Source organism: Vibrio sp. Isolate34, from assembly GCF_022397915.1.
GTDB lineage: Bacteria > Pseudomonadota > Gammaproteobacteria > Enterobacterales > Vibrionaceae > Vibrio.
On the sequence record NZ_JAKEUO010000020.1, the window covers coordinates 37,395 to 51,159 of the forward strand.

A 13,765-nucleotide genomic window follows, 5' to 3' on the forward strand; every position below is an offset into this window, starting at 1 on the left:
ACATCATGTGACATTGGTTTACTTCAGAGCCAGCCTAACGTTGCGCTTATTCCAACAACCTAAGCCATCTGGAAGAGTTTCATTAATCTGAACGTACTGGCTCGTCACCTTAGTAACTCGGCCATTGTTTAGGCCGATAAACTGGCCTTTCTTGACGTTTACCACGTTGCCTTTCGGTGTTTGCACTAACCCAAATACACTTGACCCACTGCCCATCACGCCTCTTAAACGCAACTTACTCAGCGGGTACTTCTCTAACTTTCCGTTACGAGAGCGAGCGCTAGGTTGCCAGCAGTCTTTCTTAACCAAAGGTTGGTTTTGCACAATGGCTTCTTTAGGGAGTTCAAAGGGAGGACGAAAGGCTCGGCGCTGATAAGTCGCGGCCAAGAACTCAGTTGCGGGGACAAGTTGCTCGACGTCTTTTCTCGCCTTGGCTTCAACCTGCACCACAAAGTCTTCAAGTGAATCTTGATTGGCTTTACAACCTGACAACGCAAGCAGCAACACGATTGAGTAAAACGCGCTATTGGGTTTCATCATTGACCTCCGATTTAAACTGGTAGGTATAAGCTCTAACCCTAAAGTGCAGCGTGCTGCTTTCTTGGCTGACTCGCTGCCAGTTCACATCATCAAAGCTAATGATGCGCGGCAGCTTGGCGATAGCCGCTGAGAAATCACCAATCTCATGGTAGTCACCCGTCAGTTCGATATTGAGCGGTAAACGATAGAGGAACTCCTTGTTCTGCTTTTGTCCCCAATCGATTCGAGTGAAGGTCAGCGAATTATCCAATCCGAGTTCATTCACAGACGCCAACATACTGGCCAGTTCTTTTTGAACCGGCAGCTGCTCTAACAGATAATCGTAGCGACTGGTTAGCTCATCCAACTGGCTCTGCAATTTAGGTAAGGCCGCAACCTTGTTGGCCTTGATTCGTAAGGTCGTCTTTAAGGTTTGTTCTTGTTGCTTCATCTGCTGCAGTTCATCATCGAGTGGCAACACATAAAGCCAAGTGCCGACACCTTGGATTAACACCATTAATACCAGAATGACTAAGAGCTGGGGCAGCAACGGCCACTCGGTGATCTCATCAACATCAAGATCCTGAAAACTCGTCAAATTTTGAAGGTTAGCCATGACTCGCCTCCTTCCCTTTACGGTTCGCCGTGGTGCTTTCTAAAGAAATAGGACTGAACACAAAAGAGACCTTGAAGGTCTGGAACTCTTTATTGAAGCGCTTGCGGTTATGAACGATAGAGTGCATCTCAACACCTTCCAGAGAATCAGAACGTTCTAGGTTGTCCAACATGGTGGCGAGACGGGCCGTACTGTCGCTGATGCCCGACATTTCAATCTCCTGACCATTCATCTTTATCTTGTCAACATACACGCCTTCAGGAATCAGCTCCGGCATCAGGTTCATGAAGTCGGTGGTCTTATTGCGGCCAAGCTGCAAAGACTCCACCACATCCAGTCGAGTGAGAATGGCTTTATGCTCTTGTTCCGCGACTTTCAGTGACTGAATTTGTCGGTCGAGCTGAGCGATGTATTGATTGAGATAGTTGAGACGCGCTTGCTGCTTGGCTTGTTGGTCGTGAAAGTAGTTACCGACCGCCCATTGCCCACCAAGCGCGATGATGACGCCAAGAATAACCAAATGAACGAAACGCTTCTTATGCTGAGCACGAATCTCATCGCGCCAAGGCAGCAGGTTAATTTGATGCAACATGCTTCTCTCCCTGCCACTTGAGCCCACTCATCGCCATACCCGCGGCAATGCCAAAGTTTTGCCAGTCCATGGGCAGTCGACGTCGCTTCGCTACTTTGTTCTCAAACAGAGACAAAGGATTCAGCGACTCACAGCTCAACTGAAAATGGCGCTCTAGCTCTTCAGTAACCATCGGGATGCTGGCTCCCTCGCCCATTAACCAGATCCCTGAAATAGGCTGAAGTGCATTAACTGAAGAATAGAGCTGCAACTGACGCTTAAGCTTTTCGATCAAATTGACAATAAATCGGTGGGTATCTTCAGCCGTGCCGAACACGCCTTCTATATCACTCGGGTTATCTGAACTGCGAAGATCTAGAGTACCAAAGGCGATGTCTTTATAGAAAGGTGCTGAATTCTGCGGAATAATCCCTAGCGAGGTTTGGTCGATTCCAACATCCACCAACAACCAGTTCTTCTTATCGGGATACAAGCGCGAAGCCAATTGCCAGATATTAAACAGCCCGTGCGCCTGCGTATCAACAACCACAGGTTTAAAACCCGCTTTAGTTAGCGCATCAGCTCGGCTATCGACCACTTCCTTACGAGTGGCATACACCTGATAACTGCTCGTCGAACCTTTACCAAATCGTTTGTCTTCCAGCTTTATAAAATCTAAACTCAGCTCCTCGATAGGAAAGGGAGACTGGTGAGCAAAGGTTTGATAGATCGAAAACTCTTTTTCTCTGTCTTCTAACTCACTCTCTATTTGCAGTACTTTGCTGATCACTGTGTTATCAGGTACCGAAATGGCGACGTTGCGGCAGCCAAAAGGCAGTCCTTTCCTAAGTTCTTTGAGTTTCTTAACAGTTTTCTGATACTCCAAAGTATGGTTAGCTGTAAAAATGTCGTCCGAAATCGGCAGCTCTTTGTATCCCACTAGGGCATACAACTCCCCCACGGGTTTTAGTACCACGGCTTTAATGCTGTGATGATTTATATCTATACCTGTAATTAATGATGAACCCATGTGACCTAGCTCCTGAAGTGCCAAGCATTTCGTTGATTATCTAGGGGTTGTGATTATTAGTTAAATAAGCGTTAATAAACGAAAGCTAAGTTTTTAGCCTAGAGTACAAGGGTTTGCTGCTTATCAGCCTTAACTAATCAGGGATTATCCGGTGAAGTTCATAAAGCGATTATTCATATTTACATTGATTTGCATGATTCTTGGAGTCAGTACAATTTTCGGGTTTTATTATTACGTAAAACCAGAGTTGCCTGATGTTGCCACTTTGCGCGACGTAGAACTCCAAACGCCGATGCAAGTCTTCAGTCAAGACGGTAAGTTGATCTCTCAATTTGGTGAAAAGCGTCGCAACCCAGTGACTTATGACGAGATTCCTCGCCACCTGGTTGAAGCATTAATTGCTACCGAAGACAGTCGTTTCTACGAACACCCAGGTATTGACCCAATCGGTATTACTCGTGCAGCGATCGTGGTTGCTATGTCGGGTTCTGCAAAACAAGGGGCGAGTACTATTACTCAGCAGCTTGCGCGTAACTTCTTCTTATCTAATGAGAAAAAGATCATGCGCAAGATTAAAGAGATCTTCATTGCGATCCACATTGAGCAATTGCTTAGCAAAGAAGAGATCATGGAGCTGTACGTAAACAAGATCTTCCTAGGCCACCGTTCATATGGCTTTGGCGCTGCTGCACGCGTTTACTTTGGTAAAGACCTCCCTGAACTGACTCTGAGTGAAATCGCTACGCTTGCGGGTATGCCAAAAGCACCGTCTACAATGAACCCTATCTACTCTGTTGAGCGTGCAACCAACCGTCGTAACGTTGTATTACGTCGTATGTTGGATGAGCAATACATCACCCAAGAAGAATACGATGAAGCTCGCAACGAAGAACTTATCTCGAAGTACCACGGTGCAGAGATTGAACTGAGCGCACCATATGTTGCAGAAGTTGCACGTGCTTGGATGGTGGAACGCTATGGCGAAGCCGCTTATACATCAGGCATGAAGGTCTACACGACCGTTGATTCAAAACTACAGAAAGCAGCGAACCAAGCCGCGATTAAGAACCTGCTTGGCTACGATGAGCGTCACGGCTACCGTGGAGCAGAAAAAGTATTATGGCAAACTGAGCAATCGGCTTGGGACCACGACAAAATCGTTAAACACCTAAAATCGCAACCAACCTACGGTGACCTAGTTCCTGCGGTTGTAACTGCTGTTGATTCGAAAAGCGCTCAGGTTTGGGTTAAAAACCAAGGCGAAGGCACAATTGAATGGCAAGGCATGAACTGGGCACGTAAGTTCCTAACAGACGACCGTCAAGGCCCTGCTCCCTCGCAAGCAAAAGAGATTCTTGCTGTTGGTGAGCAAGTTTGGGTTCGTCATGAAGCCGTAACAGGCGACGAAGTCTCTGAAGAGCCGACAGAAGAGTCAGCGACAGCAGAATCGGAAATACCTGTTGTTTGGCGTCTAAGCCAAGTGCCAAATGCAAACACTGCATTTGTGGCAATGAACCCGAACAACGGCGCAGTATTGTCGATGGTCGGTGGCTTTAACTTCGTACACAACAAGTTCAACCGTGCGACGCAATCTATTCGTCAAGTTGGTTCTGGTATCAAACCATTTATCTATTCAGCAGCGATTGAGAAAGGCTTAACACTGGCTTCACTGATCAATGATGCGCCAATCAACCAATGGGATAAGAGCCAAGGTACAGCATGGCGACCAAAGAACTCACCACCAACCTACGTTGGCCCTACTCGTTTACGTATTGGCTTAGCTCAATCGAAAAACGTAATGGCGGTACGTGTACTGCGTGAAGTTGGCTTGGATGATACTCGTAACTACCTAACTCGTTTCGGCTTTGATATTGATGAAGTACCTCGTTCAGAGACTATTGCTCTGGGTGCAGGCAGCTTAACGCCTATGAAAGTAGCGCAAGGTTACTCAGTATTCGCTAACGGTGGTTACTACGTTGAACCTTTCTATATCAGCCGCGTTGAGACACCATTTGGTGAGACTGAGTTTGAAGCAACACCGAAGGTCGTGTGTAAAGAAGATTGCAAACAGACAATTACCGCAGATCCAATGGCGGATGAGTTTGCCGAGCAAGACGTAGATGCGAAAGTGCAATACGCACCTCAAGTTATCTCTGAGCAGAACGCATTCCTTGTTCGTGAAATGATGTACAGCAACATCTGGGGCGGCGGTGACTGGAGCCAAGGTACGGGTTGGAATGGTACAGGCTGGCGTGCTCAACCATTGAAGCGTCGTGACATTGGTGGCAAAACCGGTACGACCAACGACTCGAAAGATACTTGGTACAGCGGTTACGGCCCTGGCATGGTTGCAACGGTATGGGTTGGCTTTGATAACCACAACCGCAACCTAGGTCGCACTAAAGCGAACTCGAACCTTGGTAAGAACCAAATTACTGGTGCAGAAGCTGGTGCGAAAACAGCAGAACCTGCATGGGTTGATTTCATGGGTACAGCACTCGCAGGCGTTCCGGCTCAACGTAAAGAGATTCCGGAAAACATCGTCCGCGTTCGTATTGACCGTGATACAGGCTTACTGACTAACAAGTTCGATAGCTCATCAATGTTCGAGTACTTCGAAAAAGGCACAGAGCCTACCGAGTACATCACCGAACGTTTCAATGATGACATCTACTCAACCTCATCAGGTGAAGCAGTAGAAGAGCTGTTCTAACTAGGGTCTGTTGAACCCAGTAACATGAACCAACAAAAAGGGTTGATATGAATTCATATCAACCCTTTTTTTATTTCGACAACTTGAGCTGTCTAGGCTCTGAGTTTGAACATTAGAGCGCTTTTTCTAATTGCGTTCGGATAGTCTCAGCCAGTTGCTCGAAACGTCCTTTCAATGGAGAGCCCGGTCGGTAAGCAACAACAATGCGACGTGAAGGTGTTGGGTTCACCGCAGGCACGTAACACACACCGTCTTTCTGCTTCTCTTTCGGTACTGATAACTGCGGAAGCAAAGTAATACCCGCCCCAGCTGCCACCATGTTGCGTAGAGTTTCTAAGCTGGTCGCTTTAAAGCGCTCGTCATCTTTTGCACCTGCAGCAAAACAGAAGCCTAAGGCTTGGTCTCGTAAGCAGTGACCATCACCCAGCGCCAGTACTGTCTGCCCATTTAACTGCAGCATATCGACGCTGTCTTGTTGAGCCCACTCATGGTCACACGGTACAGCGACACTTAATGGCTCGTCATATACATCAATCTCTTTGAACACCGCCGTTTCATCAACCGCAGCCAGTACCAAGCAATCGAGCTTGCCATCTTCTAGTTGGCTCACCAATTGATGAGTCTGTGCTTCATGCAAGTAGAGCTCTAGCTCAGGAAAGCTCTCTTTCAGATGAGGAACAATCTTAGGCAAGATGTAAGGGCCAACCGTCGGAATAAAACCAATGTGCATAGGCCCCGTCATTGCTTCGCCGTGTCCACTCGCCATATCTTTAAAGGTCTTCACCTCGTTGAGAATACGCTTGGCTTGCTCAACAAGTTGTAACCCTGATTCTGTAAATATCACCTTCCTTGGGCTACGCTCGGTTAACTGAAGTCCAATTTCATCTTCGAGTTTGCGTATTTGACCGCTCAGTGTGGGCTGACTTACAAAGCACGCTTCTGCCGCTTTTCGGAAGTGTTTGTGCTCTGCGAGCGCCACCAAGTATTCAAAGTCACGAATGTTCATGATCAGTCTCTTACCTCAGGTTTTAATAAGAACAAGGGTTTTCATAGCAACATTTAAAAGAAAAATGCTCTTGATAGAATTTACCTATCAAAACCATAACATCAAACGATTAGAGCTATCAAAGAATTTATCTAATAATGGGCTCAACAAAACGAAACAGAGCAACGAAAAACGTTAAGCTCTAATAGAACAAAATTAAAAATACTATTTAAGGAAATCAATATGTTTGCATCTAAAGAAGGTCAATCAATCCCTCAAGTAACATTCCCAACTCGCCAAGGCGATGCATGGGTTAACGTAACGACAGACGAGCTTTTCAAAGACAAGACAGTGATCGTATTCAGCCTACCAGGTGCGTTTACGCCAACATGTTCTTCAAGCCACCTACCTCGTTACAACGAACTACACTCAGTGTTCAAAGAAAACGGCGTTGATGACATCCTTTGTGTTTCTGTAAACGACACGTTCGTAATGAACGCATGGAAAGCAGACCAAGAAGCGGAAAACATCACATTCATCCCTGATGGTAACGGTGATTTCACAGACGGCATGGGAATGCTAGTTGAGAAAAACGACATCGGCTTCGGCAAACGTTCATGGCGCTACAGCATGCTGGTTAAAAACGGCGTGGTAGAAAAAATGTTCATCGAAGAAGACGTACCAGGCGACCCGTTCAAGGTTTCTGATGCAGACACTATGCTGAACTACATTGCTCCTGAGCATAAAGAGCAAGAGTCAATCACAGTATTCACTAAGCCTGGCTGTCCTTTCTGTATGAAAGCGAAACAGAACCTAATCGACAAAGGTCTAAACTACGAAGAAGTAGTACTAGGTAAAGACGCTACAACAGTAAGCCTACGTGCAATATCTGGTCGCACAACGGTTCCTCAAGTATTCATCGGTGGTAAACACATCGGTGGTAGCGAAGAACTAGAAGCTTTCCTAGGCTAATCACTGCCAAAAGGCTAACCCACTCACTTGTGGGTTGGCTAACCCTATCGGGTTGAATCAAGCTTGTGGCTCGCATTAACCATAGTCACAAGCTAAACCTAATAAAACAGAACCACAAAACTGACCCGCTATCCTGACTCACAAAAAACATCACATGAGTTGGAGGGGTTCGTTCACACTAAATTTAGCCATTGCGAGAAAATTATTATGAAACAAGTCAATGTAGATGTAGCAGTTATCGGGGGCGGTACGGCAGGTCTAGGATCATACCGCGCTGCAAAAGCACACACTGACAGTGTCGTGATGATTGAAGGCGGCCCTTACGGTACTACCTGTGCTCGCGTTGGTTGTATGCCATCTAAACTGCTTATTGCTGCTGCGGAAAGCGTACACCAAATCGAGAAAGCTCCGGCTTTTGGCGTTCACCCACAAGGCGATATCGTGATTAACGGCCGTGAAGTGATGGATCGAGTGAAGTTTGAACGTGACCGTTTTGTTGGTTTTGTTTTAGAAGGCGTTGATGAAATCCCAGATCAAGACAAGATCTCTGGTTACGCAAAATTCTTAGACGACAACACGCTACAAATTGATGACCACACGATTGTGACAGCTAAGCGTATTGTTATCGCGACAGGTTCGCGTCCTGCATACCCTGCAGTTTGGAATGAACTAGGCGACCGCCTAATCATTAACGATGATGTGTTCAGTTGGGATGATTTACCAGAATCAGTTGCTGTATTTGGCCCTGGCGTTATTGGCCTTGAGCTTGGTCAATCGCTGCACCGCTTAGGTGTGAAGACCAAACTGTTCGGTTTGGGTGGTCAAGTTGGCCCAGTAACCGACCCAGAGATCATGGCTTACGCAGACAAAGCCTTCAATGAAGAGTTCTACCTAGATGCCGACGTAAAAATCGAAAGCATGAAGCGTATTACCACTGAATCGGGTGAGCCACGTGTCGAAATCCAGTTCATCAATAAGCAAGGTGAGCTAGAAACTAACATCGTTGAGTACGTACTGGCAGCAACAGGTCGTCGTCCTAATACAGATAAACTTGGCCTAGAGAATACCTCTCTTGAGCTTGATGAGCGTGGTGTTCCAGTCGCAGACCACTACACGCTACAAACATCATTGCCATCAGTATTTATTGCGGGTGATGCAAGCAACCAACTACCTCTGTTACATGAAGCAGCAGACCAAGCGCGCATTGCCGGCGACAACGCAGGTCGCTTCCCTGAGATTCGTGCAAGCCTACGCCGCTCTAAAATCTCAGCGGTTTTCTCTGACCCGCAAATCGCGATGGTTGGTGAAACGTACAAAGAAATCACCACCCGCTTAGGCACATGTGGTTGTTTCGCAACGGGTGAAGTGTCTTTTGAAAACCAAGGTCGTTCACGAGTGATGCTACGCAACAAAGGTATTCTGCACGTATACGGCGAGCAAGGTACTGGTCGCTTCCTTGGTGCTGAGATGATGGGACCAAACGCAGAACATTTGGCGCACTTGTTAGCATGGGCACACCAGAACAAAATGACAGTTTCTGAAATGCTAGACATGCCGTTCTACCACCCAGTAATCGAAGAGGGTGTACGAACTGCCCTACGTGACCTGAATGCGAAACTGCACCTAGGTCCAGAGATGGTGAAACACTGCCTAGACTGTGGTCCAGGTTGTTAATCTCAGTTGATTGAGACAGGTAACCATTTGCTCTATTAACATAGATTAGATACTAAAAAGGAAAGCCAATGGCTTTCCTTTTTGTTTTTGGCAACGAGCAAATAATAGATTCCCGATTACGCTCCTTCGTCGCTTTCGGGAATGACGTTGATTTATTTTAGCAACTAAACCAAAACTTAATCCGTCATTCCAGAACTGAGGGACGAGGTATCTGGAATCTCTTGAAGCCGTTGCTTACCGCTAAAACTCAGAGAATTATTTCTCAGCAGCAATCACAGAGATTTCAACTAATAACGCTTCGCGAGCCATGTCGCCAGTCACACATGCGCGAGCTGGAGCGTGACCTTCTGGTACCCATGCATCCCAAACAGCGTTCATTTCTTGGAAGTCTTTCATGTCTTTCAAGTAAATAGTTGCTGACAGCATGTGCTCTTTGTCGCTGCCAGCTTGCTCAAGTAGCGCTTCCACTTTGTCTAGCATGGTTTGTGTTTGTTCAGTAATGTCTTTGGTTGCATCAGCACAAACTTGGCCACATAGGTAGATAGTACCGTTGTGTTTAACAATACGGCTCATGCGTTGCTTGGTTTCTTGGCGCTCAATCATCGATCTTCTCTCTCTATGTCACCGTGATCCAATATCTTGTGACGTGGTATTATCAGGGCAACAAGCATAACGCGAATCAAGCCCAAGATGACATGTCTTCATTGCAATAAAAATGAAAAAATCTTCAATAAACTCGGTCGCTGCCAACGTTGTATGAATCAGCTCATGGTGCTGTCGATCTTGAGTTGGGGAACATGGTGGTTATTTTTCAGGGAAGACCCTAAAACCATCAATGCCATCGCTTTGATGATGGCGGCTTTCGCGTTCAGTGGCTTGCTATCGCTACATTGGATAATGAAGTTTGTGGTGCTGCCTTTAAGGAACAAAAAGCGTTAGCTGAGGTGTTTGTTGGATTGGCAATAATGGTTAGATGATAGGTTCAATACTCCGACAATTTGGTCACAACCATCGAACGAGTATAATTTCCCAAACAGCAGATAGAAAAAAGCCCCAGAACCAATCGATTCTAGGGCTTTCTTAGAAAATTCTAAGAAAAAGCAGTGGTACTTTAATAGACCGGGCTTTTCTTAATTTGTTCCCAAAAAAGATCAGATTTTTGATCTTTTTTTTAGGGACTATAAAATCAATGCCTTATGCAACATTCACCTTAGCGATAATCTGTTCGACCAAATTCACTTCCAAAGCCACTTCATCACACGCATGTTGACGAGGACACTGGTCACAATCTTTCAGTACCTTCTCAGGTAGCAGAGATTTCGATGTTGGTAAGAAGTCGTGCTTCATAAAGAACTCAGGCGTACGAGTCAGCACAAACACCTTCTTGATGGCCATTTGACGTGCTTTCTCAACCAAGTGCTGAACAATCGCGGTTCCCTGCCCTTGACCTTGCCAACCGGCTTCAACGCCCAGTGAACGTATTTCCGCTAACCCAGAGTCATACACATAGAGCGATGCACAACCTGTCACCTCACCATGATGTTCTGCGACCGCAAACGAACCAATATCACGCACCAGTTCATTACGAGAACGAGGTAGGTTTTCACCCATATTCGCCCAGTAAGCCACCATGCCTTCCAATGCTTCGATGTCAGTCAAACGAGCAGGACGAACCTTCACGATAGAAGTATCACGCTGCGCCAAACGTTTCTCAGCTTGGTCTACTGCGTAAGCCACTTGTTGTGGTGATACACCACCTAGCGCGCTACGTTTTTCAAGACACGATTCAATGGTCAGGATGTCATACACATCCTCTTCAATCACCTCAGAGAACTCTTTCATCTCTGCGATGGTTAATTCTTCCAGTGCACAACCTTTAGCAATCGCCGCCACTACTGTTACACCCACAATATGGTGAGCTTCACGGAAAGGAATGCCTTTCGCTACTAGGTAATCAGCCAGTTCAGTAGAGTTTGCATAACCTTGCTTCGCTGCTTCCAGTGTACGTTCGCCGTTCACTTTAATGCCGTCAAAACAGAGCGCAGCCATTTCCATACAGTCATTCCAAGTGTCTAAAGCGTCGAACAGACCTTCTTTATCTTCTTGCATGTCTTTGTTGTACGCCAAAGGCAGAGCTTTTACTGTCATCATCATTGCGGCTAATGAACCATATACACGGCCAGTTTTGCCACGGATAAGTTCTAACGCATCCGGGTTTTTCTTTTGTGGCATCAGAGATGAACCTGACGTCACGGTATCCGCTAACTCGATGAAGTTTGATTCACCAGAGTTGTAGAAAATCATATCTTCAGCAAGGCGCGAAAGGTGAAGCATAGAGATAGAAGCGATCGACATCAGCTCCATCACATGGTCTCGGTCAGATACTGAATCGAGAGAGTTACGCGTTGCACGACGGAAACCTAAGTTGTGAGCTAACTCTTCACGGTCCATCGGGTAAGCGGTTCCTGCAAGGGCACCAGAACCCAGCGGACATGTATCTAGACGCTTAATCGCATCATTCAAACGAGAATAATCACGCTCAAGCATTTCAACGTAAGCCAAGCACCAGTGAGCAAAAGTTACCGGCTGAGCACGTTGTAAGTGAGTGTAGCCAGGAAGCACGGTTTCTTGATGCTGAGAAGCAACATTCACCATTTGGCTCTGTAGGCGATCCAATGCCAATAGAAGTTGGTTACCTTGCTGACGACACCATAATTTCAGGTCGGTCGCCACTTGGTCATTACGAGAACGGCCAGTGTGAAGCTTTTTACCCAAGTCACCAACTTTGCCGATAAGTTGTTGCTCAACCCAGCTGTGAATATCTTCTGCATCAGAACGTAGAATCTGTTCAGGATCTTCCATCACCTCAAGTTTTAGCTCATTCAGCGCTAACTCAAGCTTCTGTTGCTCTTCTTCTGTTAATACGTTGACCGACAGTAGAGCTTTAGACCAGGCAATTGAGCCCACAATGTCTTGCTCAGCCAATCGGTAATCAAAACGAAGAGAATCGTTAAAATCTTTGAACCGGGTGTCTGCTGCTTGGGTAAATCTACCGCCCCATAATGCCATTGTGTATCTCCTAATTGCACAGTGCTCACTGTTTTTGCAAATGATAATTCTGATTAAGATTCAGTATTTTTCTGATGGTTTAAACTTACGGCAATTCAAAATGAAAATAAAGTATTAATTCATTATTTTTACATATTTATTCACAGAAAGTTGAATCCATTGATTATTTTCAGCGTGGAGCGCGAATTATATGCCATTCGATAGTAAAAACCGAAGCTGATTTATTAGGCGGATAGAAACTAAAAAGCCCACTCACTAATCAATAGTGAATGGGCTTTGCATAATAATGTCTGTTTACTGACCTTTAATCTTTCATCAAAGGCTAGTTCACTAACTCATTGTTAGGATTACTTTTGGCTATTCAGAGCACGGATACGGCTTGATAGCGAGTAAAGGCGGATGAAGCCTTCAGCGTGGCTTTGGTCGTAAACTTCATCTTCACCAAAGGTTGCAAACTCTTCAGAGTATAGGCTGTTGTCAGAACGCTTCTGAGTTACCGTTGCATGGCCTTTGTAAAGCTTGATAACCACTTCACCATTCACGTCTTGTGCTAGCTCTTCTGTCGCTGCAAGGATTGACTTACATAGTGGAGTGAACCAACGACCGTCGTATACAAGGTGAGAAGCTTTAACACCTAGCTCTTCACGGAATTCGAATGCCGCTTTATCAAGAACCAGTTGCTCAACTGCGCGCAGTGCTTCCATCATGATTGTGCCACCCGGAGTTTCGTAACAACCACGAGACTTCATACCTACAAGACGGTTTTCTACGATATCGATACGACCAACACCGTGCTTAGCACCCTTCTCGTTTAGGTAAACCAGTGCGTTGTATGGCGTCATTGTTTCGCCATCAACCGCTACCACTTCGCCTTTTTCAACTTTCAGCGTTACTGTTTCAGATTCGTTTGGCGCTTGCTCTGGGTCTACAGTCCAAGCCCAGCAATCTTCGTTTGGCGCATTCCATGTATCTTCTAGAACGCCACCTTCTGTAGAGATGTGCCATGCGTTTGCATCACGCGAGTAAATCTTAGTAAGAGAAGCAGTACAAGGGATGTTACGTTCTGCTAGGTAATCTAGACACTCTTCACGGCTCACTAGATCCCACTCACGCCATGGTGCAATTACGTGTAGGTCTGGTGCTAGTGCTGCGAATGCACCTTCAAAACGAACTTGGTCATTACCTTTACCAGTACAACCGTGACACAGTGCGTCAGCACCGACTTTACGTGCGACTTCAACCTGCGCTTTCGCGATGATTGGACGAGCCATAGAAGTACCTAGTAGGTATTTGCCTTCGTAGTAAGCGCCTGTTTTTAGTGTTGGGTAGATGTAATCTGCCACCATCTCTTCTTTAAGGTCAGCGATGTAACACTCTGAAGCACCAGAAGCTTTTGCTTTCTCTTCGATACCAATCAACTCTTCGTCGCCTTGACCAACATCCGCGACAAACGCAACCACTTCACAGTCATAGTTCTCTTTCAACCATGGAATGATTACTGATGTGTCTAGACCGCCAGAGTAGGCTACTACAACTTTCTTTACGTTAACTTTGCTCATTTTCTTTCTCCTAGTTTCCATACTGCACATGGCGGTCAGCGTTGGAAATGACTTCAT

At 46.0% G+C, this 13,765-nt stretch carries 13 protein-coding genes; 5 read left to right on the forward strand and 8 right to left on the reverse strand.

All coding sequences use genetic code 11. The features are described 5' to 3' along the window. Positions 1-18: 18 nt before the first annotated feature. Genes L1D22_RS18305 through pilM form a run of 4 tightly spaced genes read right to left on the reverse strand, consistent with a single transcriptional unit; the run spans position 19 to position 2,736 of the window. Positions 19-537: a pilus assembly protein PilP gene (locus L1D22_RS18305; RefSeq protein WP_239830810.1), complete on the reverse strand. Its 519-nt coding sequence runs from the start codon at positions 535-537 to the stop codon at positions 19-21. After that, positions 524-1,135, reverse strand: coding sequence for a type 4a pilus biogenesis protein PilO (gene pilO / locus L1D22_RS18310; RefSeq protein ID WP_239830786.1), 612 nt, complete (start codon positions 1,133-1,135; stop codon positions 524-526). Before pilO ends, L1D22_RS18305 begins: the two co-directional genes overlap by 14 nt. Next, positions 1,128-1,727, reverse strand: coding sequence for a PilN domain-containing protein (locus tag L1D22_RS18315; protein WP_239830787.1), 600 nt, complete (start codon positions 1,725-1,727; stop codon positions 1,128-1,130). The genes pilO and L1D22_RS18315 overlap by 8 nt, the downstream gene beginning before the upstream one ends. Further along, positions 1,711-2,736 carry a type IV pilus assembly protein PilM gene (pilM, locus tag L1D22_RS18320; protein ID WP_239830788.1) on the reverse strand — a complete coding sequence of 342 codons (1,026 nt, stop codon included), beginning with the start codon at positions 2,734-2,736 and terminating at the stop codon, positions 1,711-1,713. Before pilM ends, L1D22_RS18315 begins: the two co-directional genes overlap by 17 nt. 151 nt (positions 2,737-2,887) lie before the next feature. Between pilM and L1D22_RS18325 the strand changes: the two genes are divergently transcribed. Next, on the forward strand, positions 2,888-5,449 hold the full coding sequence (locus L1D22_RS18325; protein WP_239830789.1) for a PBP1A family penicillin-binding protein: 2,562 nt from the start codon (positions 2,888-2,890) through the stop codon (positions 5,447-5,449). A 112-nt stretch (positions 5,450-5,561) separates the two neighbouring features. Here L1D22_RS18325 and oxyR read toward each other — a convergent pair whose 3' ends face one another. Then, positions 5,562-6,455 (reverse strand): DNA-binding transcriptional regulator OxyR, encoded by an 894-nt coding sequence (gene oxyR, locus L1D22_RS18330; protein ID WP_176680533.1) that lies wholly within the window; start codon positions 6,453-6,455, stop codon positions 5,562-5,564. Between oxyR and L1D22_RS18335 the strand changes: the two genes are divergently transcribed. From L1D22_RS18335 to L1D22_RS18345, 3 genes are all read left to right on the forward strand, one after another. Next, positions 6,454-6,633: a hypothetical protein gene (locus tag L1D22_RS18335; protein ID WP_128644403.1), complete on the forward strand. Its 180-nt coding sequence runs from the start codon at positions 6,454-6,456 to the stop codon at positions 6,631-6,633. The two genes, oxyR and L1D22_RS18335, sit on opposite strands and share 2 nt — an antisense overlap. Before the next feature lie 44 nt (positions 6,634-6,677). Continuing rightward, positions 6,678-7,406, forward strand: coding sequence for a glutathione peroxidase (locus tag L1D22_RS18340; protein ID WP_239830790.1), 729 nt, complete (start codon positions 6,678-6,680; stop codon positions 7,404-7,406). A gap of 207 nt (positions 7,407-7,613) precedes the next feature. Next, positions 7,614-9,080 (forward strand): dihydrolipoyl dehydrogenase, encoded by a 1,467-nt coding sequence (locus L1D22_RS18345; RefSeq protein WP_239830791.1) that lies wholly within the window; start codon positions 7,614-7,616, stop codon positions 9,078-9,080. A 255-nt stretch (positions 9,081-9,335) separates the two neighbouring features. On the opposite strand, the gene L1D22_RS18350 is transcribed toward L1D22_RS18345, so the two are convergent. Further along, entirely contained in the window at positions 9,336-9,683 is a 348-nt protein-coding gene (locus L1D22_RS18350) for a RidA family protein (protein WP_004729674.1), read from the reverse strand. 87 nt (positions 9,684-9,770) lie between these two features. On the opposite strand from L1D22_RS18350, the gene L1D22_RS18355 reads away from it, so the two are divergent. After that, a complete protein-coding gene (locus tag L1D22_RS18355; protein ID WP_176680535.1) occupies positions 9,771-10,019 on the forward strand; it encodes a DUF3624 domain-containing protein in 249 nt (82 codons plus the stop codon). A gap of 255 nt (positions 10,020-10,274) precedes the next feature. Here the strand turns inward: L1D22_RS18355 and argH are convergent, their stop codons facing one another. Beyond that, the gene (argH, locus tag L1D22_RS18360; RefSeq protein WP_048659175.1) at positions 10,275-12,149 is read right to left on the reverse strand and encodes an argininosuccinate lyase; all 1,875 of its coding nucleotides are present in this window, start codon (positions 12,147-12,149) and stop codon (positions 10,275-10,277) included. Between the two features lie 347 nt (positions 12,150-12,496). Next, positions 12,497-13,708 carry an argininosuccinate synthase gene (locus tag L1D22_RS18365; protein WP_017632086.1) on the reverse strand — a complete coding sequence of 404 codons (1,212 nt, stop codon included), beginning with the start codon at positions 13,706-13,708 and terminating at the stop codon, positions 12,497-12,499. Between the last annotated feature and the right edge of the window lie 57 nt (positions 13,709-13,765).

Excerpts from the sequence above, each read along its gene's own strand:
- L1D22_RS18305 (WP_239830810.1), bottom strand. The coding sequence starts at position 537 with ATGAAACCCAATAGCGCGTTTTACTCAATCGTGTTGCTGCTTGCGTTG.
- pilO (WP_239830786.1), bottom strand. The coding sequence starts at position 1,135 with ATGGCTAACCTTCAAAATTTGACGAGTTTTCAGGATCTTGATGTTGAT.
- L1D22_RS18315 (WP_239830787.1), bottom strand. The coding sequence starts at position 1,727 with ATGTTGCATCAAATTAACCTGCTGCCTTGGCGCGATGAGATTCGTGCT.
- pilM (WP_239830788.1), bottom strand. The coding sequence starts at position 2,736 with ATGGGTTCATCATTAATTACAGGTATAGATATAAATCATCACAGCATT.
- L1D22_RS18335 (WP_128644403.1), top strand. The coding sequence starts at position 6,454 with ATGATCAGTCTCTTACCTCAGGTTTTAATAAGAACAAGGGTTTTCATA.
- oxyR (WP_176680533.1), bottom strand. The coding sequence starts at position 6,455 with ATGAACATTCGTGACTTTGAATACTTGGTGGCGCTCGCAGAGCACAAA.
- L1D22_RS18340 (WP_239830790.1), top strand. The coding sequence starts at position 6,678 with ATGTTTGCATCTAAAGAAGGTCAATCAATCCCTCAAGTAACATTCCCA.
- L1D22_RS18345 (WP_239830791.1), top strand. The coding sequence starts at position 7,614 with ATGAAACAAGTCAATGTAGATGTAGCAGTTATCGGGGGCGGTACGGCA.
- L1D22_RS18350 (WP_004729674.1), bottom strand. The coding sequence starts at position 9,683 with ATGATTGAGCGCCAAGAAACCAAGCAACGCATGAGCCGTATTGTTAAA.
- L1D22_RS18355 (WP_176680535.1), top strand. The coding sequence starts at position 9,771 with ATGACATGTCTTCATTGCAATAAAAATGAAAAAATCTTCAATAAACTC.
- argH (WP_048659175.1), bottom strand. The coding sequence starts at position 12,149 with ATGGCATTATGGGGCGGTAGATTTACCCAAGCAGCAGACACCCGGTTC.
- L1D22_RS18365 (WP_017632086.1), bottom strand. The coding sequence starts at position 13,708 with ATGAGCAAAGTTAACGTAAAGAAAGTTGTAGTAGCCTACTCTGGCGGT.